General features: G+C 47.4%; 27 protein-coding genes and 1 pseudogene. 11 read left to right on the top strand and 17 right to left on the bottom strand.

The genetic code is table 11. The features are described 5' to 3' along the window. Positions 1–4: 4 nt before the first annotated feature. From proQ to M0413_RS09600, 3 genes are all read right to left on the bottom strand, one after another. Positions 5–646: an RNA chaperone ProQ gene (gene proQ, locus M0413_RS09610; RefSeq protein ID WP_086023985.1), complete on the bottom strand. Its 642-nt coding sequence runs from the start codon at positions 644–646 to the stop codon at positions 5–7. 277 nt (positions 647–923) lie between these two features. Beyond that, positions 924–1,382 (bottom strand): free L-methionine (R)-S-oxide reductase MsrC, encoded by a 459-nt coding sequence (msrC, locus tag M0413_RS09605; RefSeq protein ID WP_037419288.1) that lies wholly within the window; start codon positions 1,380–1,382, stop codon positions 924–926. Between the two features lie 14 nt (positions 1,383–1,396). Next, a complete protein-coding gene (locus M0413_RS09600) occupies positions 1,397–1,696 on the bottom strand; it encodes a YebG family protein (protein WP_037419285.1) in 300 nt (99 codons plus the stop codon). Between the two features lie 205 nt (positions 1,697–1,901). On the opposite strand from M0413_RS09600, the gene M0413_RS09595 reads away from it, so the two are divergent. From M0413_RS09595 to M0413_RS09585, 3 genes are read left to right on the top strand one after another with little or no spacing between them, the layout of a single operon-like run. Continuing rightward, positions 1,902–2,537 (top strand): paraquat-inducible protein A, encoded by a 636-nt coding sequence (locus M0413_RS09595; protein ID WP_249553951.1) that lies wholly within the window; start codon positions 1,902–1,904, stop codon positions 2,535–2,537. 1 nt (position 2,538) lies between these two features. Then, on the top strand, positions 2,539–3,156 hold the full coding sequence (locus tag M0413_RS09590; protein WP_037419279.1) for a paraquat-inducible protein A: 618 nt from the start codon (positions 2,539–2,541) through the stop codon (positions 3,154–3,156). Beyond that, positions 3,143–5,779 carry a PqiB family protein gene (locus M0413_RS09585; protein ID WP_249553949.1) on the top strand — a complete coding sequence of 879 codons (2,637 nt, stop codon included), beginning with the start codon at positions 3,143–3,145 and terminating at the stop codon, positions 5,777–5,779. The genes M0413_RS09590 and M0413_RS09585 overlap by 14 nt, the downstream gene beginning before the upstream one ends. A 122-nt stretch (positions 5,780–5,901) precedes the next feature. On the opposite strand, the gene M0413_RS09580 is transcribed toward M0413_RS09585, so the two are convergent. Further along, positions 5,902–7,128, bottom strand: a complete 1,227-nt coding sequence (locus M0413_RS09580; protein WP_249553947.1) for a spore maturation protein — start codon at positions 7,126–7,128, stop codon at positions 5,902–5,904. A gap of 154 nt (positions 7,129–7,282) precedes the next feature. Between M0413_RS09580 and rsmF the strand changes: the two genes are divergently transcribed. Further along, the gene (rsmF, locus tag M0413_RS09575; protein ID WP_249553945.1) at positions 7,283–8,731 is read left to right on the top strand and encodes a 16S rRNA (cytosine(1407)-C(5))-methyltransferase RsmF; all 1,449 of its coding nucleotides are present in this window, start codon (positions 7,283–7,285) and stop codon (positions 8,729–8,731) included. A gap of 256 nt (positions 8,732–8,987) precedes the next feature. Here the strand turns inward: rsmF and M0413_RS09570 are convergent, their stop codons facing one another. The 9 genes from M0413_RS09570 to apbC form a co-directional block, all read right to left on the bottom strand. Beyond that, complete coding sequence (locus M0413_RS09570; RefSeq protein WP_172587308.1) at positions 8,988–9,776, bottom strand: TatD family hydrolase; 789 nt, start codon at positions 9,774–9,776, stop codon at positions 8,988–8,990. Positions 9,777–9,904: 128 nt separating this feature from the next. Further along, positions 9,905–10,231 (bottom strand): PilZ domain-containing protein, encoded by a 327-nt coding sequence (locus M0413_RS09565; RefSeq protein WP_037419265.1) that lies wholly within the window; start codon positions 10,229–10,231, stop codon positions 9,905–9,907. Between the two features lie 6 nt (positions 10,232–10,237). Continuing rightward, a complete protein-coding gene (gene holB, locus M0413_RS09560; RefSeq protein WP_249553943.1) occupies positions 10,238–11,194 on the bottom strand; it encodes a DNA polymerase III subunit delta' in 957 nt (318 codons plus the stop codon). Further along, on the bottom strand, positions 11,188–11,817 hold the full coding sequence (gene tmk, locus M0413_RS09555; RefSeq protein ID WP_011622437.1) for a dTMP kinase: 630 nt from the start codon (positions 11,815–11,817) through the stop codon (positions 11,188–11,190). Before tmk ends, holB begins: the two co-directional genes overlap by 7 nt. Next, positions 11,814–12,824, bottom strand: coding sequence for an endolytic transglycosylase MltG (gene mltG / locus M0413_RS09550; protein ID WP_249553941.1), 1,011 nt, complete (start codon positions 12,822–12,824; stop codon positions 11,814–11,816). The genes tmk and mltG overlap by 4 nt, the downstream gene beginning before the upstream one ends. Further along, positions 12,821–13,630, bottom strand: coding sequence for an aminodeoxychorismate lyase (gene pabC, locus M0413_RS09545; RefSeq protein WP_249553939.1), 810 nt, complete (start codon positions 13,628–13,630; stop codon positions 12,821–12,823). Before pabC ends, mltG begins: the two co-directional genes overlap by 4 nt. Positions 13,631–13,635: 5 nt before the next feature. Then, entirely contained in the window at positions 13,636–14,217 is a 582-nt protein-coding gene (gene dcd / locus M0413_RS09540; protein WP_037419254.1) for a dCTP deaminase, read from the bottom strand. A gap of 29 nt (positions 14,218–14,246) precedes the next feature. Then, positions 14,247–14,885, bottom strand: a complete 639-nt coding sequence (gene udk, locus M0413_RS09535; RefSeq protein WP_011072566.1) for a uridine kinase — start codon at positions 14,883–14,885, stop codon at positions 14,247–14,249. 11 nt (positions 14,886–14,896) lie between these two features. Continuing rightward, positions 14,897–16,012: an iron-sulfur cluster carrier protein ApbC gene (apbC, locus tag M0413_RS09530; RefSeq protein ID WP_037419322.1), complete on the bottom strand. Its 1,116-nt coding sequence runs from the start codon at positions 16,010–16,012 to the stop codon at positions 14,897–14,899. Between the two features lie 160 nt (positions 16,013–16,172). Between apbC and metG the strand changes: the two genes are divergently transcribed. Beyond that, on the top strand, positions 16,173–18,203 hold the full coding sequence (metG, locus tag M0413_RS09525) for a methionine--tRNA ligase (RefSeq protein ID WP_249553937.1): 2,031 nt from the start codon (positions 16,173–16,175) through the stop codon (positions 18,201–18,203). Between the two features lie 212 nt (positions 18,204–18,415). Further along, entirely contained in the window at positions 18,416–19,372 is a 957-nt protein-coding gene (locus tag M0413_RS09520) for an AEC family transporter (RefSeq protein ID WP_249553936.1), read from the top strand. A gap of 94 nt (positions 19,373–19,466) precedes the next feature. Here the strand turns inward: M0413_RS09520 and M0413_RS09515 are convergent, their stop codons facing one another. Beyond that, a complete protein-coding gene (locus M0413_RS09515) occupies positions 19,467–20,219 on the bottom strand; it encodes a Nif3-like dinuclear metal center hexameric protein (RefSeq protein WP_037426500.1) in 753 nt (250 codons plus the stop codon). A 75-nt stretch (positions 20,220–20,294) separates the two neighbouring features. Next, entirely contained in the window at positions 20,295–20,765 is a 471-nt protein-coding gene (locus M0413_RS09510; RefSeq protein WP_169548188.1) for an outer membrane lipoprotein, read from the bottom strand. Positions 20,766–20,819: 54 nt separating this feature from the next. On the opposite strand from M0413_RS09510, the gene aat reads away from it, so the two are divergent. The 3 genes from aat (at position 20,820) to infA (ending at position 22,537) form a co-directional block, all read left to right on the top strand. Further along, positions 20,820–21,530: a leucyl/phenylalanyl-tRNA--protein transferase gene (gene aat, locus M0413_RS09505; protein ID WP_069455125.1), complete on the top strand. Its 711-nt coding sequence runs from the start codon at positions 20,820–20,822 to the stop codon at positions 21,528–21,530. Continuing rightward, complete coding sequence (locus M0413_RS09500; RefSeq protein ID WP_249553935.1) at positions 21,520–22,236, top strand: arginyltransferase; 717 nt, start codon at positions 21,520–21,522, stop codon at positions 22,234–22,236. The genes aat and M0413_RS09500 overlap by 11 nt, the downstream gene beginning before the upstream one ends. Before the next feature lie 82 nt (positions 22,237–22,318). Further along, the gene (infA, locus tag M0413_RS09495; RefSeq protein ID WP_006081934.1) at positions 22,319–22,537 is read left to right on the top strand and encodes a translation initiation factor IF-1; all 219 of its coding nucleotides are present in this window, start codon (positions 22,319–22,321) and stop codon (positions 22,535–22,537) included. Positions 22,538–22,637: 100 nt separating this feature from the next. On the opposite strand, the gene clpA is transcribed toward infA, so the two are convergent. Both clpA and clpS read right to left on the bottom strand, forming a co-directional pair. Further along, entirely contained in the window at positions 22,638–24,905 is a 2,268-nt protein-coding gene (gene clpA, locus M0413_RS09490) for an ATP-dependent Clp protease ATP-binding subunit ClpA (RefSeq protein ID WP_249553934.1), read from the bottom strand. Between the two features lie 42 nt (positions 24,906–24,947). Continuing rightward, positions 24,948–25,256: an ATP-dependent Clp protease adapter ClpS gene (gene clpS / locus M0413_RS09485; protein WP_011622425.1), complete on the bottom strand. Its 309-nt coding sequence runs from the start codon at positions 25,254–25,256 to the stop codon at positions 24,948–24,950. Positions 25,257–25,449: 193 nt separating this feature from the next. Here clpS and cspD point away from each other — a divergent pair, with 193 nt between their 5' ends. Together cspD and M0413_RS09475 are read left to right on the top strand one after the other, a co-directional pair. Next, entirely contained in the window at positions 25,450–25,656 is a 207-nt protein-coding gene (gene cspD, locus M0413_RS09480; protein WP_011072576.1) for a cold shock domain-containing protein CspD, read from the top strand. 101 nt (positions 25,657–25,757) lie between these two features. Next, a pseudogene (locus M0413_RS09475) lies at positions 25,758–25,898 on the top strand (IS3 family transposase); the annotation flags it as partial.

Here is a 25,898-nt window from a genome sequence, read left to right as displayed (position 1 = left end):
ATGATTACAGCAGAATATGTTCTGCTTTCACTTTTATCGTTAAGCCGCTATCAAGCTGAACATGAATGTCTTCTTTGTTAATGTCAGTGATCACGCCGGCTACTGGCGTCATACCTAACTTAACATTGACACGCTGTTTCTTAGCTAAATCGGTCAATTGCGCTTGGACTAAGTTAACAGCAGGTTCAGCCTTAGGAGCCACTTTGGCAGGACGCTCAGTCTTGCGGGCAGGAACAGCTACTTTCTTAGGGGCCTTTTTCGCTGGAGCTTTGCCAGCCGGAGCCACTTTGGCAGCTTGAGCAGCACGCTTAGCTTTGGCTTTTTCTTGGCTTTCTTTCAACATGGCTTGAGCATGATCGATATGTTCTTGCTCTAGCTCGCCACAAGGTTGACCATCAAGATCCACACGCTGGGCACCAGCTTTTACCGATTTGAGGTAACGCCAACTGCTAGTGTAGCGTCTTAACGCCACGCGCAATTGAGTTTTACTGACTTTAGAATCATCAGCCAACCTTTCAGCCAAATCTTGAAACAATCCGATTTTTAATGGCTTAGTTTCACCTTCAGCAATAAAGCACAAAGGAAATGTTTCATACAAATACGCCAAAATTGCGTTGGTGTCGGTCAACTTATCTGTTGATTCCATCATTACTTCCACAGTTAAAAAGGGACATCGAATTCGAGGTGATATAAATCAGCTTCTTACGTGTCGTTTATCTTGGTTAAGCTCACAATTGAGCCAAAGTACAAATTAACATTCTCGCCGAGTTAACTAAAGTTAAAAAATATCAGTTAACCATTTTTTACGGCTAAACCTCTCAGGTTTATTCGGGCCATGCCCAAACAAGCCTTATCAGGGCATGCGCTATTATAAGGCGCACGCCACCGATTGCGACTATGAATTATGCGTTATTGTACGCAAATTAAGCAAATAGGCAGTTTTCGAAGCTTTTTACCAATAATTCCAAGCCCTTTTGGTCTTCTTCGTCAAAGCGGTCAAAAATAGGGCTATCAATATCCAGTACAGCAATCACCTGACCATTAGCGCGAACAGGGATAACAATTTCGGAATTACTGGCCGCATCGCAGGCGATATGTCCATCGAATTGATGCACATCGGCAACCCGTTGAGTTTGATTAGCCAGTGCTGCAGTGCCACACACGCCTTTCCCCATCGGAATGCGGGTACAAGCCACTTTACCTTGGAATGGGCCTAATACTAACTGTTCGCCGCGCATAACGTAAAAACCTACCCAGTTTAGTTCGGTTAGGTTGTCATTAAGCAGGGCTGAAAAGTTAGCCATGGCAGCCACTAAATCATCTTCGCCTTCGAGTAACGCTAACGCTTGACGGTTCAGTGATTCATAAAATTGCGGTTTCATATGCTTCCTAAAAATTATTCAGCAGCATCGTCCTTCTTAGACGCTTTTTTGGCTGTGTTTGGTTTTGTTGGCGTACTATTAACTTGAACCACGCCTTTAAGCAAGTTTGTTAGCTCATCTTTATTGTTAGCAAAATAGAATGCGAGCTGTTCGGTTAGACTTTCATCAATCCCAAGTTCCGCTTTCTGAATAAATGGAATGAGGTTATCAGCGATGTCGAGCATCTTATCGTAGGCATCAGCCTCCTTTTTCGATGTGAATGTCATCTTTTCTACCCCTTCTCTTACCACGACAAACTGTGTAATAACTGCCATGACCGCCCTCGCACTGTTTTTATATACAGTAACCAGAATGACATAAAGTGAACTAGTGATGCAAGTGTTCTGATTATTCTGATATTATGACTGCGCTTTATGTTGTGGAGATGGGTCAATCAATTTGATATCTCACCTTATAATTTGTTGTTTTCGGATTATTTGCTCAATCTCAGTGGCTTTGGGGCTAATATAATATTTTTATATGCATGACAATATAGCAGAAAACTCTGTAATCCTCTGTCGTTCCTGCGACTTGGCCATTCGGAAACGTGCCCTCCCAACTGGGGTCAGAGCGTTGTGTCCGCGTTGCAACACCGCACTTTATGACACCCCATACTGTTCAGTAAATGGCATGTTGGCACTGTGCATTACCGCGTTGGTGTTCTATTTTCCTGCTAACTTTTTTCCTGTGCTAGAAATCCATTTTCTGGGCAGTATTCGCACAACAACGGTATTTCAAGGCGCTTTTGCCGTCTTCGATCAAGGTTATTGGGTGGTCGGATTAGCCGTCCTTGCTGCCGCAGTGGTTGGCCCTGGTTTATTGATCCTATCGATTCTTGCGCAAATTTTGATTATAAAATGGGGGCTTGCGAGCCCATTTTGGCGCCATAGTCTCAAACAATTACTCACATTTCAGGGGTTCCTTTCGCAGCTGACAATGCTTGAGATTTATGTGATTAGCTTCCTCGTCTCATCATTTCAATTGTCTGATTTTTCGGATATTTATTTTGGAATGGGTACCTTTTGCTTCACCATGCTTTTTTTAGTCACCCTGTTTTTACAGCGTGAATACGATATTGAGCATATGTGGGGTCTTCTTATGCAGGAACATCTCTGATATGAAGCAGCAAGGAAAGGATTTAGGCCTGTGTTTGTGCCGCGTTTGTAGGCAACTCAATAGCAGTGAGGATAGCCACTGTAGTCGTTGTGAGTCAGAATTACAGGTCCGCGATTACAACAGCTTACAAAAAAGTTGGGCGCTGCTTATTACTGCCGCCATTTTATTGGTTCCAGCCAACCTCTATCCCATTACGGTGCTCACCAATCAGGGAAAGGTACGTCACGATACGATCTTTTCCGGAATTGTTCATTTAGTCCAATCGGATATGTTACCCATCGCCATTATTGTGTTTATTGCCAGTATTTTAGTGCCTTGGGTAAAGATTATCGGCTTAGCCACTTATCTGTGTGCTATCAGTTTCAACCTGCCAATTTCGAAGCAAAAACTTATGGTGGGATTTCATGTTATTGAGTGGATTGGCCGCTGGTCGATGCTCGATTTATTTGTGATCTCGCTGACCGTTGCCCTGGTGAATATGGGGCAATTACTCGATGCAAAGCCTGCACCCGCGGCCACGGCATTTGCATTGGTGATTTTACTGACGCAACTTGCCGCAAAAGTTTTAGACACTCGTTTACTCTGGGATCGACTGGAACCTCAAGATGACACAAATTGAATCGCCAAAAGTTGTGAAGAAAAAGCTCTTTTCGCCGATTTGGCTGCTCCCGATTGTGGCGCTCGCGCTTGGCGCATGGCTGGGTATTAAGAGCATCAAAGAATCGGGCATTGAAATTCAAATCCACTTCCCCAGTGCCACTGGGATCGACGTGGGCAAAACCTTAGTCAAATACCAAGGCTTAACCGTTGGTAAGGTAAAAGATATCGGTATTGATGATGATCTTAAAGGCGTTAACGTGAAGGTGATGATGGACTATCGCGCTAAGCCTTTCTTAAATAAAGAAACCCTCTTCTGGTTAGTTACCCCAAAGGCCAGCATCACAGGCGTTGAAGGTCTGGATGCGCTATTTTCAGGCAACTATATTGCAATCCAACCAGGCAAAGGCAATGCCGCCACCTTGTTTGAGGCAGAACGCCAACCGCCACCAATGCAAATTGGCTCCGAAGGGGTAATGATTGAACTGACGGCCGATAAACTCGGCTCGTTAGACGTGGGTTCGCCTGTGTTCTTTCGTCAGATCCCTGTCGGCAGCGTGGTCAGCTACCGTTTAGACGGCAATGCCAGAGTCATTATCAGCGCCTTTATCCAAGAGCAATATGCGCGTTTAGTGAAGAAAAACTCTCACTTTTGGAACGTATCCGGCGTGAAAGTCGATGCTAGTTTAGCGGGCATTAAAGTTAACACTGAAAGCCTTGCTTCTATCCTTGCGGGTGGTGTGAGTTTCAGTTCCGATGAAAAAGCGCCTGCGGCACAAAATGGCGACAGTTTTGCCCTCTATGATTCAGAAACCAGCGCTCTTGGCGGGATTGAAGTCAGTCTGACCATGAGTGATGGCAATGCGATTGATAAAGGCACTCGCATTGTATATCGCGGCATCACCATTGGTGCAGTTCAAAGCAAGCAACTCACCGCTGCAGGTGTGACTGCGGTAGCAAAATTTGAGCCTGAATACGCCAATCTATTAACTCGGGACGGCCAGTTTTGGCTTGAGGGCGCCGATATTTCGCTCTCTGGGATCAAAAACCCCGAGCGTTTACTCACAGGAAGCGTGATTAACTTTTTACCCGGCACCCATGCTAATTCGGCACTGCCAAGTAGTTTTGCCTTGCAATCCTCAGCTCCTGATGTGCTACAAGCGAAAAAACTTAAGGCAACAATAACCTCGCCCGAAAACATGGGCTTAACCGCTGGCGCCGAAGTGCGTTACAAGCAATTACCTATCGGTCAGGTGCTCGAGGTGAAATTAACCAAAGATCTCTCGGCCGTTGAATATCTACTCGAGCTGCAACCTGAATTTGCCAGCTTAATCCGCATTGATAGCTATTTTGTTCCCGAATCAGCGTTGAGCGTCAATGCGTCTCTTGATGGTGTATCGGTCAAAGCACGCGATCTAGCGACATTAACTAAAGGCGCGGTGAGTCTGATCCCTGGTACCAGTGATACCCCTCTGGCGGCAAATGCGCGTTTGCCACTCTTTAGCTCAATGGATGAAGCTAAGCAATTCTTTGTCCGTCAACAGCGTTTATACTTTACTCTCATCAGTGCTGATGGCGCCGATGTTAGTCAAGGATCTCCGATTTACTATAAAAAAATGCAAATTGGTAGCGTGGAGTCGGTCAACTGGCAGAGTAAAACCGAAGACTTTGCGATTAAGATCGCTATCGATAAGCAGTTCCAACCCTTAGTGCAAAAACCTAAAGTCTTTTGGCGTAACAGTGCCGTGGATGTCAGCGCCAGTCTTGCGGGTATTGATGTCGCCGTTGCTCCACTACAAGGCGTGTTAAAGGGCAGCATCAGCTTAGGTTTATTGGACAGTTCAACGACTGAGCCTAATGCGGCACTGAAACTATACGAAAGTAAACAGCTCGCCTTAGCGCAGGCTCAAGCAATCAAACTCACCTTACCCGCCTCGGCAAAATTGGCTGCAAAAGCCGCCATTCGTTACCAAGGTCATCAGGTGGGTGAAGTGACGCAAGTTAAGCTCAATACCAATTTAACCACCCTTACAGCCACCGCCTATCTCTATGGCGACTATGCCGAGCATTTCAGCCGCAGTGATACTGAGTACCATATGGTCGAAGCGCAAATATCTTTAGCAGGCATTAAAGCGCCAGAAACCTTAATTACCGGGCCATATATTGGTGTGTTACCGGGCAAGAGCAACCAAAAGGCGAGTCAATTCCAAGCGAAATTGGTTGAGAGCAGCTACGCCAACGTGGCCGAAGATGCGCTTAAATTTACCTTAGAAGATAGCAACCTTGGCTCGATGAAAGTAGGCACGCCTATCTTCTTCCGTGGCATTAAAGTCGGCCAAATCGATGGTTATAGCCTATCGTCTCAAGGTAACAGTGTACTCATGCAAGCGCACATTGAGCCTCAGTACAGTCACTTAGTGAATCAGAGCAGCCAGTTCTGGGACGCCTCAGGCATTAAAGTCGATGTAGGTATTTTCTCTGGTGCGCAAATTGAAGCCGGTTCGCTCGAAACCCTATTAGCGGGCGGCATTAATGTCGCTACTAAGGAAACGACTCAAGAGAGTAACCGCCTCAGCCAAAGCGCAGTGATTAAACTGCAGCATAAAGCCGAGCGTGAATGGCAAGAATGGGCTCCGGCGCAATAGCCTCCCATGCAATAAATAATCGCGCTATTGATGTAAGCGTATTTAAACCCGAGAGTTAACTCTTTAATATCAGGCGCATTTGGTCAGTTCCAATGCGCCTGATTTTTATCATATAACGCTGCTTATCCATAGAACCAATAACAGATAGCAATAGCCGCACAGATCCCTGCAAAATCCGCCGTTAGACCACAGGCGAGCGCATGGCGCCCGTGACGAATACCCACTGAACCAAAGTAAACCGCCAGCACATAGAAAGTCGTTTCAGTACTCCCTTGGAAAATCGCCGCCAAGCGACCAGCAAAGGAGTCCACTCCGTGGTGTGCCATGGTTTCGAGCATCATCGCTCGCGCGCCCGAACCACTAAAGGGTTTCATCAACGCCGTAGGCATAGCATCGACAAAGCGGGTATCAAACCCGAAAAGACTCACGCAACTCGCAATCAGGTGCAGCAGGTAATCCAACGCGCCCGATGCCCTAAGTAAGCCAATCGCCAGCAGCATGGCTAGAAGATACGGGATCAGTTGGATCGATTGGTTAAACCCCTCTTTGGCACCTTCGATAAATTCATCATAAATAGCTACTTTTCGCACGCCCGCCACCAGCACAAAACTGAAGACTAACAGTAGCAATACCCCGTTGCCCAAGGCGGTCGACACAGTGCCAATCGCGTCTGCCGTTAAGGTCATCAAATAAAAACCACTGGCAACTAATGCCGACAGCAGCACTGCGCCATATCCGAGTACCACGGCATTGAGTAGTGAAAGGCGCTGCACAAAGGCGACAATCAAAAGCCCTGCTAATGTCGAGGCAGAGGTTGCGAGGAGTATGGGTAAAAAAATGTCTGCCGGAGCCGCCGCGCCCTGCTGAGCACGGTATAAAAACACCGTGACAGGCACTAACGTCACCGAGGAGGTATTGAGGACTAAAAATAGAATTTGTGCGTTAGTGGCAACGGTTTTGACCGGATTAAGACTCTGCAAATCCTGCATTGCCTTTAAACCTAATGGAGTAGCGGCATTATCCAATCCAAAAATGTTGGCCGTTAAGTTCATCGTCATACTGCCAAATGCGGGATGCCCCTTGGGCACTTCGGGCATTAAGCGGCGCAGCAGTGGCTCAAATACAAAGGCAATCGCCCCAACAACACCGGCTTTTTCACCAATTCGCATTAATCCCATCCACAGGGACAACACACCCACTAAGCCTAAGGCGATTTCAGCGGCGAGTTTAGCGCTGGCAAACAAGGCCTCAACCGCGTTGGCGAGCACCTCGATATGCCCATTAAAAAGCTGTATTGCCATCGCCAACAGCGATGTGAGGAAAAACACTAACCACACCCGATTTAGCACTCTGCCCCTTCCTTATTGTTATTCAAACTGTTTATTCGTGTCGCTTTGTTTATTTAACGCAAATCTGAACCAACGATAGTAGAGGGATAAAATCCCAGCCCCACTAAGGGATTATGATATACTTGCCGCAGTTGATACACAGCCAAATTCCGTTATGGTTCAATTAAATCAAAATTTTATCAGTACAATTGCCCAAGAATTGCCCGCCCATCTGTCAATGGATGACTTTATTGCGGCCTGTTCAAGACCACTACGTCGCTCAATTCGCGTCAACACCTTAAAGATCAGCAGCGAAGATTTTAAGCGTTTGATGCAGCCCAAAGGATGGACCTTTGAGCCCATACCCTGGTGTAAGGATGGTTTTTGGATAAGCTACGATGAAGAAGAGCAGCTCGGCAATGCCCTAGAGCATATTCAGGGCTTATTCTATATCCAAGAAGCCAGCTCCATGCTGCCGCCAACCGCACTATTTACCCCCAATGCAGATTGGCAATGTGTGTTGGACTTAGCAGCTGCACCTGGCTCTAAAACCACCCAAATGGCCGCCTTGATGAATAATCAAGGCTTATTGGTTGCCAATGAATATTCTGCAAGTCGCGTCAAAGTACTCCATGCTAATGTGCTGCGCATGGGCGCGAGTCACTGCGCCCTAACCCACTTCGATGGCCGAGTATTTGGTGAGTATCTGTATGAAAGTTTTGATGCGGTATTAATTGATGCGCCTTGTGGCGGTGAAGGCACGGTCCGTAAAGATGCGGACGCGTTAAAATCTTGGTCGCTCGATGAGGTTCTTGCGATTAGCGAAACCCAAAAAGCCTTAATCGAATCCGCATTTTTGGCCTTAAAACCGGGTGGCAGTTTGGTTTATTCAACCTGCACCCTTAATCGGCACGAAAACCAAGGTGTATGTGAATATTTGCAGCAAACCTATGGCGATGCAGTGCAATTTGAGTCCTTAAGCCAATTGTTTGATGGCGCCGAAAAAGCCACTACGCCAGAAGGCTTTTTGCACGTCTGGCCGCAAATTTACGACAGCGAAGGCTTTTTTGTCGCGAAGTTGACTAAAACCCGTTCGGTACCACGCCTACAGCCTGAGCCGAAATTGCAAAAGAATTTCCCCTTTACGGAGGCGAGTGCCAAACAAGCCAAAGCCATTCAAGCCTATTTTACCGATGATCTCGGTATCGAACTGCCCGATGATCTTATCATGGTGCGCGACGATGAGTTTTGGCTCTTTCCCCATGAATTTAGAGATTTTATTGGCAAAATGCGCTTTCAGCGGATTGGGGTTAAGCTTGCCGACCACAGTAAACATGGCTTTAAAGTCCGCCATGAGGCGATTATCGCACTTGCGGGAAAAGCGCTTAAAGCGGGGGCAAAAAACGGCGCTAAAGTCGTCGAAGTGAGCGATGAGCAGGCAAAAGAGTATTTGATGGGACGAGATATTCCCCTCGATACAGCCAGCAAAGCTCAGGGTGAAGTGATTGTCTGTTATGGCAGCGCGCCTTTAGGCATGGCGAAACATTTAGGCAATAAATTAAAAAACAACCTGCCCAGAGACTTAGTGAAAGATAAAGTGTTATTGCTACCACCGCAGACATAATGGTTATAAATAGGTGATTTTTTAGCGAGAAATAACCTAAAAAACGGGGCAGAGAAAGTGTTACTCATACTAAACTCAACTACACTGAGTCTATTGTAAAGTGCTGTGTATGGCACTTTCGTCTGTAGCGCACGGCTCTTCAACGAGCCATTCCCCTAGGCCCAAACAGCTAGAATCGTTTTGGGCCTTTTTTTATGGGCTTGCGTTTTAACGAATATGAGCAAAATTGTGCTCACAAGAGAGGGGCAAACCTAAATCAACGCCCAATCAAGCGCGCCGCATCCTTAAACAAGTTAAAGAAGTTCTCACTGGTATACTCAGCAAGATCTTCGTAACGCTCTCCGCGCAGCTCTGCCACAAACTCGGCCACATCACGCACATAGGCGGGTTGATTTTCCTGTCCACGGTGTGGAATAGGCGCAAGATAAGGCGAATCGGTTTCGACCAATAAACGCTCTTTCGGCACTTTGCGGATCACCGTTCTTAACTCACCGGCATTTTTAAAGGTTACAATGCCTGAAACGGAAATATAAAAACCTAAGTCAATCGCCGCCTTGGCCATTTCCCAGTTTTCGGTAAAGCAATGCAACACGCCACCGACTTTATCCGCCTGCCCCGCTTTAAGCATATTGATGGTGTCTTCACGGGCATCACGGGTATGAACAATCAGCGGCTTATCAACTTCAACCGCCAAGGCAATTTGTTGCTCAAAACATTGCTGTTGCAGGGCTTTAGTTTCATCGGCATAAAAATAATCTAACCCAGTTTCACCAATGGCCACCACTTTGGGGTCCATTGCAAAACGGCGAATTTGCTCCACATCGAGGCCGTCTTTCACATCCAGCGGATGCACGCCCGAAGATAAAAACACCTGCTCGAAACCTGCAACCTTGTCGCGCATCGACTCAAATCCCTGCTGGCGCACATTGACACAGAGCATATAGTCGACACCGCGCGCCTTAGCGTTGGCGAGGATGAGTTCTAAGGTGGGTTGATCGGGAGCCGCTTTCAGGCGATCGAGATGGCAATGTGAATCAATAAGCACAGCAATGTCCAAGCAGATAAACAAAAAGGAGCACAAGGATACTCAGCGATGGGATCGAGGTCAAATTTCGCTAAGGCTTCACTCAGCACTTAATACTCAGTGTCGACCCTAGCTGACCACTCTATGCATTACATCGTGCAGGTTAAGTCACCAGAGGCGAGCTCACGGGATAACAATTTTTCAATATGGTGTTTATGGCTGTCGGGCTCTGAGACTATCTTGATACCAATCCCAGCAGGACGTCCACCCGATGCTCCCAAAGGATTGATCCACACAACGACGCCACGAAATTCGTTTGAGGTGGTCGCGCCGGGTAAACGATAGGCGATGGTTAAAGTCTCACCGAGGTAATGGGTTTCCCCGGTGGCGACAAACAGCCCTGCCGGTTTGATAAACGGCATATAGGCGCGGTAAAGCTGATGTAAGGTATCAAAATTGACGACAAGATCGACCATGGCATGTTACTTATTTGTTATTTCTTTATATTCTAAGACATAACTTTGACACAAGCCTAAATAATTGACACTCGGCATTGCACTTAAGCTATGACACATTCCCATGATTTTCGCCGCCAAGTTCCCTATTTGCGCTTGCACAAACGCATCTTGGTCGCCGTACTTCAATAAAACTTGTCTTAGGAGTAAGTATAAAACCTTAAGAGCATCAATGATTTGTTGTTCACTTATCGTTAACAAACTAGCACACAGATGGCCCGACGACAAACTTTGCGCCCAATCTTTGCGAAACCCTAACAAGGTTTGATAACGACTGGGTTGCGTACCGTCGGATAGCAAACTTTCGGCCAACTTTAATGGACCGCCGACCACACTCAAGCACCAAGTCACATCCTCTTGGATCTGACATTGCTGAATTAACCAGTTTTTGATCAACATTTTAGACGGCGCCACAAACGGAAGCCGTTGGCAGCGACTACTGATCGTAGCCATTAAACGTGCGGGCGTATCGGAATGTAATAGTAGTAAGGTGTCTTTACCCGGCTCTTCGAGCGTCTTGAGTAGCGCATTGGCAGAGGCTGAGTTTAAACGCTCGCTATGGTGGATAATGGCTACACGGCGGCCACTTTGCTGGGCAGTCGCACTTAAGCGGCTACAAAGCTCACGAATTTGATCGACTTTAATTTGATGGCCATCGGCCTCGATTTGATAAAAATCAGGATGATTACCCGCATCAAATAACTGGCAGGACTTACAAAAACCGCATCCACCCGCAGGAGTAGGTTGCGAACACATGGCGGCGCGCGCCATAAACACACTCAAAAGTTCACCGCCATAGGCAGAATCGATACCCACGAGTTGCGCGTGGGGGACTTTTTGGGTTTGTAACTGGGTTAAAAACGCCTGTCTTGGCGCATCGAGCCAAGGCAGGGTTAATACATCAAATCCGCTTTGCGTTACCATGCCATCGCCTGTAACACGGCCAGAATATCTTTATGCACTTCGGCCATGGTTTGGCTGGCATCGATGACGACAATCTGCTCATCTTCGCTGGCAAGCTTGAGGTAAGTCGCACGCGCCCGTTCAAAAAAGTCAATGGCTTGTTGCTCTATTCTATCTAGCTCGCCGCGCTTTGCTGCGCGCTGCAATCCAAGCTTAGGATCAAGATCAAGATAGAGGGTTAAATCTGGTTTAAAGCCTTTAAGCGTCGCGTTACTCACGGCTTCGACTAAGGGCATTAAGCCGCGTCCACCGCCTTGGTAAGCCAAGGACGACAAATTATGCCTATCCCCTAACACCCACTTGCCTTCTGCCAGCGCAGGTTTGATCACATTGGCGACGAGCTGAGCTCTGGCGGCGTAGATCAATAAACATTCGGACTCATCACACAGAGGATCGCTTGGGTCGGCAATTTTCACTAAGTCACGAATGCGCTCGGCCAGCGGCGTACCGCCTGGCTCGCGGGTGCACACGGGTGCGAGGCCGGTATGTTTTTCAATAAAATCGCGAATAAGGGCAATCGCACTCGATTTGCCTGCGCCTTCCAGTCCTTCAACAACAATGAATTTGGCGGATGCTTGGGTCATTTTTTCTTTCTCTGATAAATATCGACGGCGCGGTTATGCTCTTCCAATGTGGTCGAAAAAACATGGGTGCCATCGTTGCGCGACACAAAATACAAATAACTGACCTTGGCAGGTTTAGACACCGCCTGCAATGACGCCTTACTCGGCGCAGCAATCGGCGTTGGCGGTAAACCGAAAATCCGATAGGTGTTAAAGGGGGTATCTTCGACGAGATCTTTACGGGTGATATTGCCTTTAAATCTGTCTCCCATGCCATAAATGACCGTTGGATCGGTTTGCAGTTTCATCCCCTGATTGAGTCGATTGATAAAGACACCGGCGATTTGATCGCGCTCGAAGGCTTGGCCTGTTTCTTTCTCAACAATCGATGCCAAGATCAGCATCTGGTAGGGCGATTTAAGTGGTAAACCGGGCACACGCTCCGCCCATGCTTTGGCCAGCTCCTGCTCCATCATCTTATAACTTTGGGTCAGTAGCGTCTTAGCATCGCTATCGGCGGTGTAATGGTAAGTATCGGGGAAGAATTTACCTTCGGGCAGCGCCGAATCGTCGCCCTGCTCCATCAATACCGCACTAAAGACTTCGGGAGACAACTGTAAGTGCGGCGCACTCACAAGCTGTTGTTCCCACTCGGCAATGGTTTTGCCTTCGACTAAGGTCAGGCTAAAGGTTTTCACCTTGCCATTAACTAAATCGTTGAGTAAGTCGGCAATCGACTGCGAAGGAGACATCTCATAAAGACCGGTACGGATCTTCGCCAGTTCTGGGCGCAATCTCAGTAGCCATTTGAGTTTCCATTTGTCTTGGATAACACCATCGGTTTCTAACTGCTGCGCTAATTGGTGCACACTGGTGCCACGGGCAATGGTTAATTCTTTGGCTTCGGTTAACGCTAATGGCGTTTGGCTGTAATCAATAATCGTTCGATAGCCCCAATAACCAACCAAACAAGCTAAGGTCAGCAAGGTCAAGAACGTAGAACTTGCGATCAGAATGATTTTCTTCATAGTGAGAGTGAAAGTGTTTGTCTAAGATCTGCTGTCAAAGGAGAAGGAGTAAAAGTGTGCGAATCAATCGCCAACACATCCACTACACCTAAAACGCTGTTAGTGATAAATGCCGAGTCAAACTCCACTAAACGCTCGGCGCCAAACGGCAAACAATCGATATTCATCTTCTGTGCAAGTAAGGCTAACATAACTTGCTCGCGCATCACACCCGCAACGCCGCAGCGCGCCAAAGATGGGGTAATCACTCGATGGCCTTTAACAAAAAAGATATTCGCCATCGAAGATTCAATCACCTGCCCATTACAATCCAGCACTAACCAATCATCAAAACCCTGTGGTAAGGGTTGGGATTTGATTAACACTTGCTCGAGGCGATTAAGGTGTTTTATCCCCGCCAATAAGGGTTGATGACCTAATTGGACTGCGGAGGTTTTAAGACGAATACCCAGTTGTTGCCACGCAGCATAATGGGTAGGAATGGGATGAACAGAAACGATCTCCGTAACGTTTACCTGCTCAGGCGGGGCATAGCCTCTGCCTCCAACACCGCGTGTGATCATCAATTTAATACAGTGATGCGGGTACTGTGCAGCAAGTGTATTGAGCTGCTCGGCAAGGGCTGAACTCATTTGCCAGTCAAACCCAAGTCTTGCAGCGCCAGCCGTAAGACGGGCTTGATGCTGCTCAAAAAACAAAATACCACACTCGCTACTTCGCATAGTAGCAAAGAGGCCATCACCATAGGCAAGTCCCCTGTCCATAGGAGCAATGCTTGCCTGTGAAACCCCATTAACCCAAATCAAGGGTATTAGTCCTGACTGATACGGCTAGCAACCGCATCCTGTTGATCTTTATACTTGGCATTTTTGCGCTTGTTATACGGACGCGCCACTGGGCCACTTAAACGTTCAAAGTTTAACGCACCAATGGTCATCCGTGGGCGCAGCGCTAAAGGCAACTTACCGCTGTTGTAAAACTCAAGCACGATTTTACCCTGCCAACCCGGATCAATCCGGTGCGCAGTGACGTGCACCATCAGGCCTAAACGCGCCAGTGAAGAGCGGCCATCGAGCCAACCGACGATATCGGCAGGCAGTGTCACGCTTTCATAGGTCACGGCGAGCGCCAATTCACCGGGGTGTAGGAAGAAGGCTTCGCCATCGGGGATTTCGATGATTTCACTCATCACCCGATCGAGCGCCGCCTGCACTTCAATACTCGGACCACTGAGGTCGATAAAAGGCGCAGTATGATCCTTAAAGACGCGAAATTGCCCACCTAAGCGCACATCCACACTGACGCCAGAAATCGCATCTATGCTTGGGCGAGGTTCTATAACGATAGTGCCGTTATCAAGGGCCTGTTCAATTTCGATATCGGTTAAGCGCATCTTGCCTTTTACTCCCTGAGTTTTAGTCGTTATTTTGCCAGTAAATGTTGAATACGAGTCTTCAAAATATCGGTCGCGATACGGTTTTTACCGCCGCGAGGCACGATAATATCAGCGTATTGTTTAGAAGGTTCAATAAATTGCAGGAACATAGGACGCACTGTCTTCTTGTACTGTGAAATCACTGACTCCATCGTACGGCCACGCTCGGCCACATCGCGGGTTAAACGGCGCAGGAAGCAAATATCTAGCGGCGTATCCATAAACACGCTCGCATCCATCAATTCACGTAATTTAGGGTCTGTTAACAGCAGAATGCCCTCTAAAATGATCACTTTTTTAGGGGTCATTTTAACGGTTTCGGCCATACGCGTATGTTCGGTATAGCTATAGCAAGGGATATCAACAGCTTCGCCAGACTTTAGCAACTGCAAGTGTGTGCATAGCAGCTGATGGTCTAACGCCTTGGGATGGTCGTAGTTAGTTAACACACGCTCATCCATGGATAAATGACTCTGATCGCGGTAGTACGCGTCTTCGTTAATTACCCCAATCTGATCTGTGCCTAAATCGCGGCGAAGTTCGTCAAAAATCGTCTTGGCAATTAAACTCTTGCCCGATGCTGACGCGCCAGCAATTGCAATAATGACACACTGCTGAGAATTCATACCCTTAAACCTTACTCGTCATCTGATACGCTAATAGAAACTGTTTTCTGGCTCTGTTTGAGAGCCAATTCGGCGCCCACTTTACGGGCAATTTCCCGATAAAGTGCCGCCACTTCACTGTCAGGCTCGGCCACAACCGTCGGCGCACCCACATCCATGGCTTCACGGATATTGATGTGCAGCGGTAAGGCGCCTAACAGTGGAACTTGATAACGCTCAGCCATTTTACTGCCACCGTGCGTACCAAAGGGGTGTTCTTTATGGCCACACTCTGGACATAAATGGAAACTCATATTCTCAACAATGCCGAGAACGGGGATATTCACTTTCTGGAACATGGTGATGCCTTTCTTAGCATCGGCGAGAGCGATATCCTGCGGTGTTGTCACAATCACCGCGCCACTTACTGGCACTTTTTGCGACAGAGTTAATTGAATATCACCCGTGCCCGGTGGCATATCGACGACTAAATAGTCTAGCTCTGGCCACTGGGTTTCATTGAGCAGCTGCGCAAGCGCGCCCGCCGCCATAGGACCACGCCATACTGCGGCTTCATCACCACTTAACATAAACCCAATCGACTGAGCGGCAATACCATGGGCACTGGCGGCGCTCATGTGTTTACCATCGAGGGAAACGGGCCTGAAGTTGGGGATCCCAAGCATTAATGGGACGGAAGGACCATAAATATCGGCATCTAAAATACCAACCTGTGCGCCCTCAGCGGCCAGTGCTAAAGCAAGATTGACCGCCGTGGTTGATTTACCCACACCGCCTTTGCCGGACGCGACAGCAATCACTTGCTTCACATTGGCAATCGGTGCGATAGAAGCAATCGCCGAATACACCTTAGGTTGAAAATCGATTTCACACTCAACCTCATCGATGGCATCCAGCACAGCGAGTTTGTTGGTCAGCGCCATCACGGTATCGCGGTATTGAGTCATACAAGGGTATGGATAGACTAAGCCAAGCTGCAAACGCTTACCTTCAATCGCCAATTTATTAACGCATCCTGCGCTAACTAAACCCTTCGCTAAATACGGGTCGATATATGCATCGAGAATGGCCAGAACTGGCCCGAGAAGATCGTCACTTAAACGATAATCAGTTTGAGTTGAAGACAAAAGAATTACCCCCACCAATAAATTTGCCCAAGTGTACCAGATAATGACAAAAACATTAGCGCAGATTTAACCCAATCGACTCAGGTTTTGATGAAAATCATCCTGTAATCGGTTAGTATCTCTACCATTATTTTTGGCCCACCACGATATTTGAGACAAGATGGCAACTTCACAACGTAAAATTCTCGTGACCAGCGCACTTCCCTACGCGAACGGACCGATTCATTTAGGTCACATGCTGGAATACATCCAGACGGATATCTGGTCGCGTTATCAAAAACTTCGTGGACATGAGTGCCACTATATTTGTGCCGATGATGCCCACGGCACACCGATTATGCTCAAGGCGCAGCAATTAGGTATGGCGCCTGAAGAAATGATTGCTCAAGTCAACAAAGAGCATCAGCAGGATTTCGCCGATTTTAATATCGCCTTCGATAATTATCACAGCACCCACAGTGACGAAAACCGCGTGCTGGCGAGCGATATTTACTTAAAACTGCGCGCTAATGGCTATATCAAAAGCAAGAGCATTTCTCAGCTATTTGACCCTGAGAAGTCGATGTTCCTGCCCGATCGCTTCGTAAAAGGCACCTGCCCTAAGTGTAAATCGCCCGATCAATACGGCGACAACTGTGATGCCTGCGGCGCAACTTACAGCCCGACTGAGCTTATCAATCCAAAATCAGCGGTATCGGGTGCCACGCCAGTGATGAAGGACACTGAGCACTTCTTCTTCGACTTACCTGCCTTCGAAGACATGCTTAAAGAGTGGACGCGTTCGGGTGCACTGCAAACCGAAATGGCCAACAAACTCGACGAATGGTTCGAACAGGGTCTGCAGCAATGGGATATCACCCGCGATGCGCCTTACTTTGGCTTTGAGATCCCAGATGCACCGGGCAAATACTTCTACGTGTGGTTAGATGCGCCTATCGGCTACATGGGCTCATTCAAAAACCTCTGTGACAAACGCCCCGAGCTGAGCTTTGACGAATTTTGGGCCAAGGATTCTAAAGCCGAGGTTTACCATTTTATCGGTAAAGATATCGTTTATTTCCACAGTCTGTTCTGGCCTGCGATGCTCCATGGATCGGGCTACCGTCAACCTAACAGCGTTTACGCCCACGGTTATGTCACAGTGAACGGCGCTAAGATGTCTAAATCTAAGGGCACCTTTATTAAAGCCCGCACCTATTTAGATCACTTAGATCCTGAATATTTACGCTACTACTACGCGGCCAAACTCAGTAGCCGTATCGACGATTTAGATTTAAATCTGGAAGATTTCGCCCAGCGAGTGAATTCAGATCTAGTCGGTAAGCTAGTGAACTTAGCCTCGCGCACCGCAGGTTTTATCACTAAGCGCTTCGATGGCAAGCTCGCGAAAATTGCGGATACCACGCTAACTGAGGCGTTTTTAGCCAAACAAGAACAAATCGCTGAGTTTTATGAGACCCGTGAATACGGTAAAGCGATGCGTGAAATCATGGCACTCGCGGACATCGCCAACGGTTTTGTCGCCGATGCGGCGCCTTGGCAGTTAGTGAAGCAAGATGATCAACAGGAAGCGGCGCACCAAGTGTGTTCAAACGCGCTGAACCTGTTCCGCATTTTGGTGACTTACTTAAAGCCTGTGTTACCACGCTTAGCACAAGACGTTGAAGCCTTCTTCCAACAAACCTTAACGTGGGATGGCTTAGGCCAAGATATGGCTGGCCATGAAATTGCGCCATTTAAAGCCATGATGCAGCGTGTTGAGCTAGACAAAGTTGAAGCTATGGTGGCCGACTCTAAGGAAAATCTGCAGGCCACGGCCGAGCCAGAAGCGCCTAAAGGCCCATTAGCAACCGATCCAATTAGCGACACCATCAGTTATGACGATTTCGCTAAAATCGACCTGCGTATCGCCCGTATCGTCAAAGCCGAGCATGTAGCCGAAGCCGACAAACTGTTAAAACTGCAACTTGATATCGGCGGCGAAACCCGTCAGGTATTTGCAGGCATTAAATCAGCCTATTCGCCAGAGGATCTCGAAGGCAAGTTGACCGTAATGGTCGCCAACCTTGCGCCACGTAAGATGCGTTTTGGCATGTCAGAAGGCATGGTATTGGCAGCAGGTCCTGGTGGCAGCGATTTGTGGATTTTAGAACCCCATGAAGGTGCACAGCCTGGTATGCGGGTGAAGTAATCGACACTACACACCCGTCAAGTTACAGGTAAGTAGACATAAGGCCGCATTTAATGCGGCCTTATTTATTAAACACACATTCCTTTACGCTTTATCAGGGAGCGTAAGTTGATGTGGCCTCGACAAGTGACTGACAGTGCGACACTATCGCGGCTATGGCTAAGCTGCACTGATTCAGCGACAACGCACTATGGAATTTTCGAGGAGAAGTTATGGGTAATATCATTGAGCAGCTGTTGTTTTCTGCTTCAATAACCGGTCCCATCTGTTTAATGTTAGCCCTGGGCGTGATGCTTAAACGCACTCATGTGATTGACGAGCACTTTATTGATGTCGCCTCTAAGCTGGTTTTTAATGTCACCCTGCCAGCGTTGTTGTTTCTCAGCATCATCAGCTCGCACCACGAGCTTGCCGCCAGTGCGCCACTAATAGGTTATGGCTTACTCGCCAACTTGCTGTTTTTTATCCTCTCAACCTACACGACAAAACGATTTTTCCCCGAGCCGAAGGATCAAGGCGTCATCATTCAAGGGGGATTTAGGGCCAATACCGCCATTATCGGCTTAGCCTATGTCTCTAATGCCTATGGCGAATCAGGCGTTGCTTTAGCGGCCGTTTATGTCGCGTCCATGACGCTGCTCTACAATATTCAAGCCGTGATTTGCTTGAGTCCTAAGGGGGAGGAATCAAGCCGCCGCGCTTTTGCGGTGATCATTAAAACCATCACCAAAAATCCGCTGATCATTGCCATTATACTCGGCATGTTGTTTTATCTGCTGGCGATCCCCTTACCGAAAATGGTCCTCGATGCTGGGCAATACTTTGCCAATATGACACTCCCATTAGCACTGCTGTGTACAGGCGGTTCATTGGATATTGGCTCGCTCAGACATGAAAAGTATGCCACTTGGTTCTCGACCGCCTTAAAACTTATCTTTGCGCCACTGTTTATCACCCTAGGCGCCTTGATACTTGGCTATCGCGGAGTTGAACTTGCCTTAGTGTTTTTGATGAGCGCCGCGCCCACAGCAGCCGCAAGTTATGTGATGGCGCGGGCCATGGGAGGAAATGCCACGCTTGCGGCCAATATTATCGCCTTAACCACCGTTTGCTCGCTGCTCACCTGCACCTTAGGCATTTTTATCCTGTCGACCCTAGGGCTTATTTAAACTTAGGACTGATTTGAACTTAAGGTTGATTTACATAAGACAAAGGCGAGCATGGCTCGCCTTTCATTTACCAGATGTCGATAAAGCAAGATTGTTAAACAGGGTTAGCGATATCTACAAAATGGTGCACCAAATTAAATTCGCGAGCGAGATGACGCCCCAGCGCCTCAATACCAAAACGCTCGGTCGCATGGTGACCCGCCGCATAATAGTGAATTCCCTGCTCCACGGCGCTATGGAAGGTACGCTCTGACACTTCGCCACTGATAAACGCATCCACACCGAGACTCGCGGCAACATCGATATAATCCTGCGCACCGCCCGTACACCAAGCTAAATATTGGATTTCATCCGAACTCTCGCCTATATGCAGCGGCGCTCTGCCAAGCACTTCGTCTAAGGTCGCGGCAAATTCACTGGCACTGACGGGCAAATCGAGCTTTCCACGCCACACTAATCCCTGTGCCACATCTTCTACTGCTTCAGCATCGATGATCCCCAGTTTGCGGCCTAAGACCGCATTATTACCTAACATTGGATGGGCATCTAAGGGCAAGTGATAACCAAACAGATTGATATCGTGGGCGAGTAAGGCTTTGATTCGGCGCTGCTTCATGCCAGTGATCACCTCAGGCTCACTCTTCCAGAAAAAACCATGGTGAACCAAAATCGCATCGGCTTTGAGGCGAATCGCTTCATCGATTAACGCTTGGCAAGCAGTCACACCTGTCACTATGGTGCGGATATCTGCTTTACCTTCAACCTGCAAACCATTGGGGGCGTAATCTTTAAAGGCCGATATCCGCAAAAAATCGGCTAAATATTGGGTTAGTTCTGTCCTTGTCATTCCATCACCGTTTAACGTTCTTTATTAATGTTTGGCAGTTAGGCTTAATTTCCTCGCGTTAGTTGCATGGCTTAGTTACATGGCTAAATCAACGCGAACCCCACCTTGCAGGTACACCACACGTACCCTATCCCCCGCATTGAACACCATGCCAGGATCATAATCTTGGATCACCATGACTTGCGTGCCGTCTTCCTGAGAGATCATCAGCTCCACGAGCTTGAGCGATTGCACCGTGGTGCCACTGCCATAACGATTGCCAACCCCAGCGCCAATCAACGCCCCCAACACTGTCGCGATATCTTGGCCTGAGCCGCCACCAAATTGATGACCAATCACCCCACCCGCTAATGCGCCACCGAAAGTTTTCCAACCTTGGTTTCTGTCTTCAATCAATTGGGTTTCGGTGATATTGCGTACCGAGTTAATATCGCCATAGAGGACTTTTTCGACCGGCACCGCCTGATTACGATCGTAACCTGCTTGCACCGGAGAAATCACTAAAGCACAAATAAACATAAAGCTCGCTAGTGTAGGTTTCCACATATCCGAATTTCCGCTAACTTAGTATAAGGGTCTATTACTGAATCATACGCAATTGTGAACTCACTGTCTTTTCTGAATCACGAATTTGAAGCTTTTCCTTCACCCGAACTCGCCCTCACCGATCCAAACGGCTTATTGGCGATAGGTGGTGACCTACGCCCAGAGCGTTTGTTGACCGCCTATTATCACGGCATTTTCCCTTGGTTTAACGCCGAGGATCCTATTTTATGGTGGTCACCCGATCCCCGCGCCATTTTTATTCCAGGCCAAGTGAATATCAGCACAAGTTTACGTAAATATTTAAAAAAACAGCCTTGGCGCTATACCATCAATCATGCCTTTACCGATGTGATGGCGGGTTGTGCTCAACCTCGGCGTAAACAAGCTGGCACTTGGATAACCCATGAAATTCAAATGGCCTACCGTGAGCTACACCATAATGGCCATGCCCACTCAATCGAAGTTTGGCACGGTGAGCGATTAATCGGTGGGCTTTATGGTCTCGCCATCGGCCAAGTGTTTTGTGGCGAATCCATGTTCCACCGCGAAACCAATGCGTCAAAGGCAGCCATGGCGGTGTTGCAACAACATTTAATCAAAATGAATTTTAAACTTATCGATGCACAGGTAATGAATCCCCACCTTGAGAGCTTAGGGGCAAAACCCGTTAAACGTGCGAACTTTATACAACTCTTAACCCAGTTTAGGGATAACACGGTCAATCCTGCAGCTTGGATACCAAGTGAGGTCACACTTGAACTCTAACGCGAGTAACACCCCAATCGCCATTGGGATCAGCCAAATTTTCCCCTGCAGTTACCTCGATGGTCAGCAGGAGCAACTGTTAGTCATTCAGGAGGAAACCCTCGACCCAATACTATTTGAGCGGCTACTCGCCATAGGTTTTCGCCGCAGTGGCAGCGCCATCTATAAACCTCGCTGTCCTCGTTGCAGTGCCTGTCAGCCGATTCGGTTACCTATTAATGAGTTTATGCCTTCTAAACGGCAAAAACGCACCTTAGCCCATAACCGTGATTTAACTTGGCGTATTACCTCTGAACATACCGAGGCCCAATATGCCCTGTATGAAAAATATATCCGTGAGCGCCACTTCGATGGCCCCATGTTCCCCCCGAGTAAGTCGCAATATGAGCAGTTTTTATTTTGCCATTGGCTACCGCCAACCTTTATCGAAGTCTATGATGGTAATCGACTTTTAGCGGTTGCAGTGACAGATACACTCCCCAATAGTTTGTCGGCTATTTATAGTTATTTTGACCCCGACGAAGAACGCCGCTCCCTTGGCTCACTGCTGATTTTACTCCAGTGCCGCTTAGCAAAATTACAGGACAAAGAATTTCTGTATCTTGGATATCAAATTGATGCCAATCGAAAAATGTCCTACAAGCGTTTATACCGTCCTTACCAGATTTTAACCCCCCAAGGCTGGGAGTATTCCCAAGTTTGCTAGGCACTTCCCCTTTACAGCCAAGTGAATTTGCGGCATGATACGCCGGTTTTTTATATTCGAAGGCTAATGGGATAACTAATTAATGGCGAAAGAAGACAACATTGAAATGCAAGGCACTATCCTTGAAACCTTGCCAAACACAATGTTCCGCGTAGAGCTTGAAAATGGTCATGTGGTGATAGCCCACATTTCTGGCAAAATGCGCAAAAACTACATCCGCATCCTGACTGGTGACAAAGTAACAGTCCAGTTGACTCCTTATGATCTGACAAAAGGTCGTATTGTCTTCCGCGCACGCTAATATTCTCCTTTAGTTTAAGAACCCGGCGAGGCCGGGTTTTTTTGTTGGCGAAAGATAAGAAAAATGGCTGCAATTGCAGCCATTTTTATTTTTCGAGCTCTTACACTTTGCTGGTACTCTTCTCATGCCGTTCACAGAGGATGACGATTTCGCCATCCTTCGCATCGACATGGGCGATACCGCCATGCTCAAGCTCACCGAAGAGGATTTCATCCGCCAACGGACGTTTGATAAGCTCTGTCACCACACGGGCCATTGGCCGCGCGCCCATACTCTTATCATAGCCTTTCTCGGCGAGTAAGGTTCTAGCTTCATCGCTGACTTCAAGCACGACATGTTTCGCATCCAATTGCGCCTGCAATTCCACCAAGAATTTATCGACCACTCTGGCGATGATAGTCATGTCTAAATGGTTGAACCATATTATGGAATCTAAACGGTTACGGAACTCTGGTGAAAAGACTCGGTTGATTTCCGACAGGGCATCTTGAGTATGATCCTGCTGAGTAAAGCCGATAGACTTACGGATCGTTTCCTGAACCCCAGCGTTTGTTGTCATCACTAAGGTGACATGTCTAAAGTCAGCCTTGCGACCGTTGTTATCGGTCAAGGTGCCGTGATCCATGACTTGCAGCAATAGGTTATAGACATCGGGGTGAGCCTTTTCGATTTCATCGAGCAACACCACGCAATGGGGATTTTTAATTACAGCATCGGTGAGTAAACCACCTTGGTCGTATCCTACGTATCCAGGAGGAGCACCAATCAAACGAGAAACCGTATGGCTTTCCATGTACTCAGACATATCAAAGCGCACCAGTTTCATCCCTAAACAGCTAGCCAACTGATTGGTGACTTCGGTCTTACCCACACCTGTGGGTCCCGCGAATAAGAAGCTGCCAACAGGTTTTTTATCTGTGCCTAAACCACTACGAGATAAGCGAATAGCTGAACTGAGACTCTCAATGGCCTTATCTTGGCCAAAGACCACCATTTTAAGATTACGCTCCAGATTACGCAGTAAATCTTTGTCGCTGGCGGAGACTGATTTTTCTGGGATCCGAGCAATCTTCGCCACAATGGTTTCAATCTCGGCCTGACCGATGGTTTTCTTACGTTTGCTCTGTGGCAGCATAGCCATGCGCGCACCCGCCTCATCGATCACATCGATGGCTTTATCGGGTAAATGCCGGTCATTAATGTGTTTTGCCGACAGCTCTGCCGCGCTGTTAATCGCCGCTTGGGTGTAACGCACGCCGTGATATTCTTCGTATTTAGACTTTAAACCCATCAGAATTTTAGTGGTTTCAGCCACTGAAGGTTCATTAATATCGACCTTTTGGAAACGGCGCGCCAGTGCACGATCTTTCTCAAAAATACTCTGATATTCTTGGAACGTGGTTGAGCCCATGCAACGCAAATTACCGCTCGATAATAACGGCTTTAGCAGGTTAGAGGCATCCATCACCCCACCCGATGCGGCGCCTGCACCAATAATGGTATGAATTTCATCGATAAATAAAATGGCGTGTTTATCGGCGCTGAGTTCCTTAAGCAGACTCTTGAAACGTTTTTCAAAATCGCCACGGTATTTGGTGCCTGCAAGCAAGGAGCCTAAGTCGAGGGAGTACACAGTCGCCTGCGCCATCACCTCTGGCACTTGATTATTGACGATTCGATAAGCCAAACCTTCAGCAATCGCAGTTTTACCCACGCCCGCTTCACCCACCAACAATGGATTATTTTTACGGCGACGACATAAAGTTTGGATGGCGCGTTCGATTTCTTGATCACGACCAATCAGCGGATCTATCACCCCTTGTTTTGCAAGTTGGTTTAAATTGCTTGCAAACTGCGACAACATGCTACGTTCTTCGTTCGCTTCGCTTTGCTCTTCGATGCGTTCTTGATCTTGATGAGCGTCGCTGTCCTCATTTTTTGAAAAACCATGGGAAATATAATTCACCACATCTAAACGGCTGATGTCGCTGCGACGCAGCAGATAAACAGCTTGGGATTCCTGCTCACTAAAAATGGCCACCAGCACATTAGCACCAGTGACTTCATTGCGGCCCGAGGACTGCACATGGAAAACGGCGCGTTGCAGTACCCGCTGAAACCCGAGCGTTGGTTGGGTTTCTTTATCATCATCCATATCCGCAATGATTGGGGTGGTTTGTTGGATAAAGCTTGCTACTTCATCTCTAAGTTTATCTAAATTCGCTCCACAGGCGATTAGCGCTTCTTGAGCCGCAGGGTTGTCTATCAGAGCCAATAACAGATGTTCAACCGTCATATACTCGTGACGTGCCTCTCTGGCTTGCTGAAACGCCAGATTTAAGGTGACTTCCAGATCTTTGTTCAGCATAAGCACCCCCAAAATTAACAACTGACAACAGAGTAAGCGCGGTTAAGCCTTCTCTAACGAACACAGTAACGGATGTTGGTTTTGTCTTGCAAATTGATTTACTTGTATCACCTTAGTTTCTGCAATGCCGTAGGGGAAAATCCCGCAGATACCCTTTCCCTGGTGATGAATAGTCAACATGATATCTGTGGCTTCCTGCTCATTCTTGCGAAAGAAGATTTGCAGCACTTCAATCACAAAATCCATTGGCGTGTAATCGTCATTATTAAGGATCACCTTATACATAGAAGGTGGCATTAACTCAGATTCAACACGTTCTTCAACGTGCTCTATGTTTCCTGTCTTACCCATTTTTTAATACTAGCCTCTCGTGTTGTCCTCTTCCAATTGCTATCTTCAAATTAATCAGTTGTTACCTCTTTGTTAATTTTAGCTTGACTTCCGCTTTTACTCCTTACATTCTGTAGCTCAGACGGTGAAACAATCCCGTCTATACAGGTTTTACTATCTTACTGGTAAGTAGACAACAGAAGGAAGTGGAAGTATGGCAAGCGGAACTGTTAAATGGTTCAACAACGCCAAAGGATTCGGGTTTATTTGCCCTGATCAAGGTGGCGAGGACGTTTTTGCACACTATTCTACCATTGAAATGGAAGGCTATAGAACTCTAAAAGCAGGCCAACCGGTTCAATTTGAAGTAGAACAAGGTCCAAAAGGAATGCACGCTTCAGCCATTTCACCAACAAAATAATGTATGGTGAGGCCAATGATCTAAAAGGCAGGGATTAATCCCTGCCTTTTTATTTTGAGTTGTCCCGTCCTGAAATACGTTGACATAAAGAGGACTTCTTTATGACAACATCAATTAACTCAAGCCGTAAACGCACACAACGAGATTACACCTTAGCCTTTAAATTAGGCGTTGTAGAGCGTGTTGAAAAAGGCGAAATGACGTACAAACAAGCCCAAGCCCGTTTTGGTATTCAAGGCCGT

Origin of the sequence: Shewanella sp. 8A, assembly GCF_023475945.1 — a bacterium.
Lineage (GTDB): Bacteria > Pseudomonadota > Gammaproteobacteria > Enterobacterales > Shewanellaceae > Shewanella > Shewanella xiamenensis.
The sequence above is the reverse complement of the archived record's forward strand: the minus strand, read 5'-3'. Positions and strand labels throughout refer to the sequence as shown.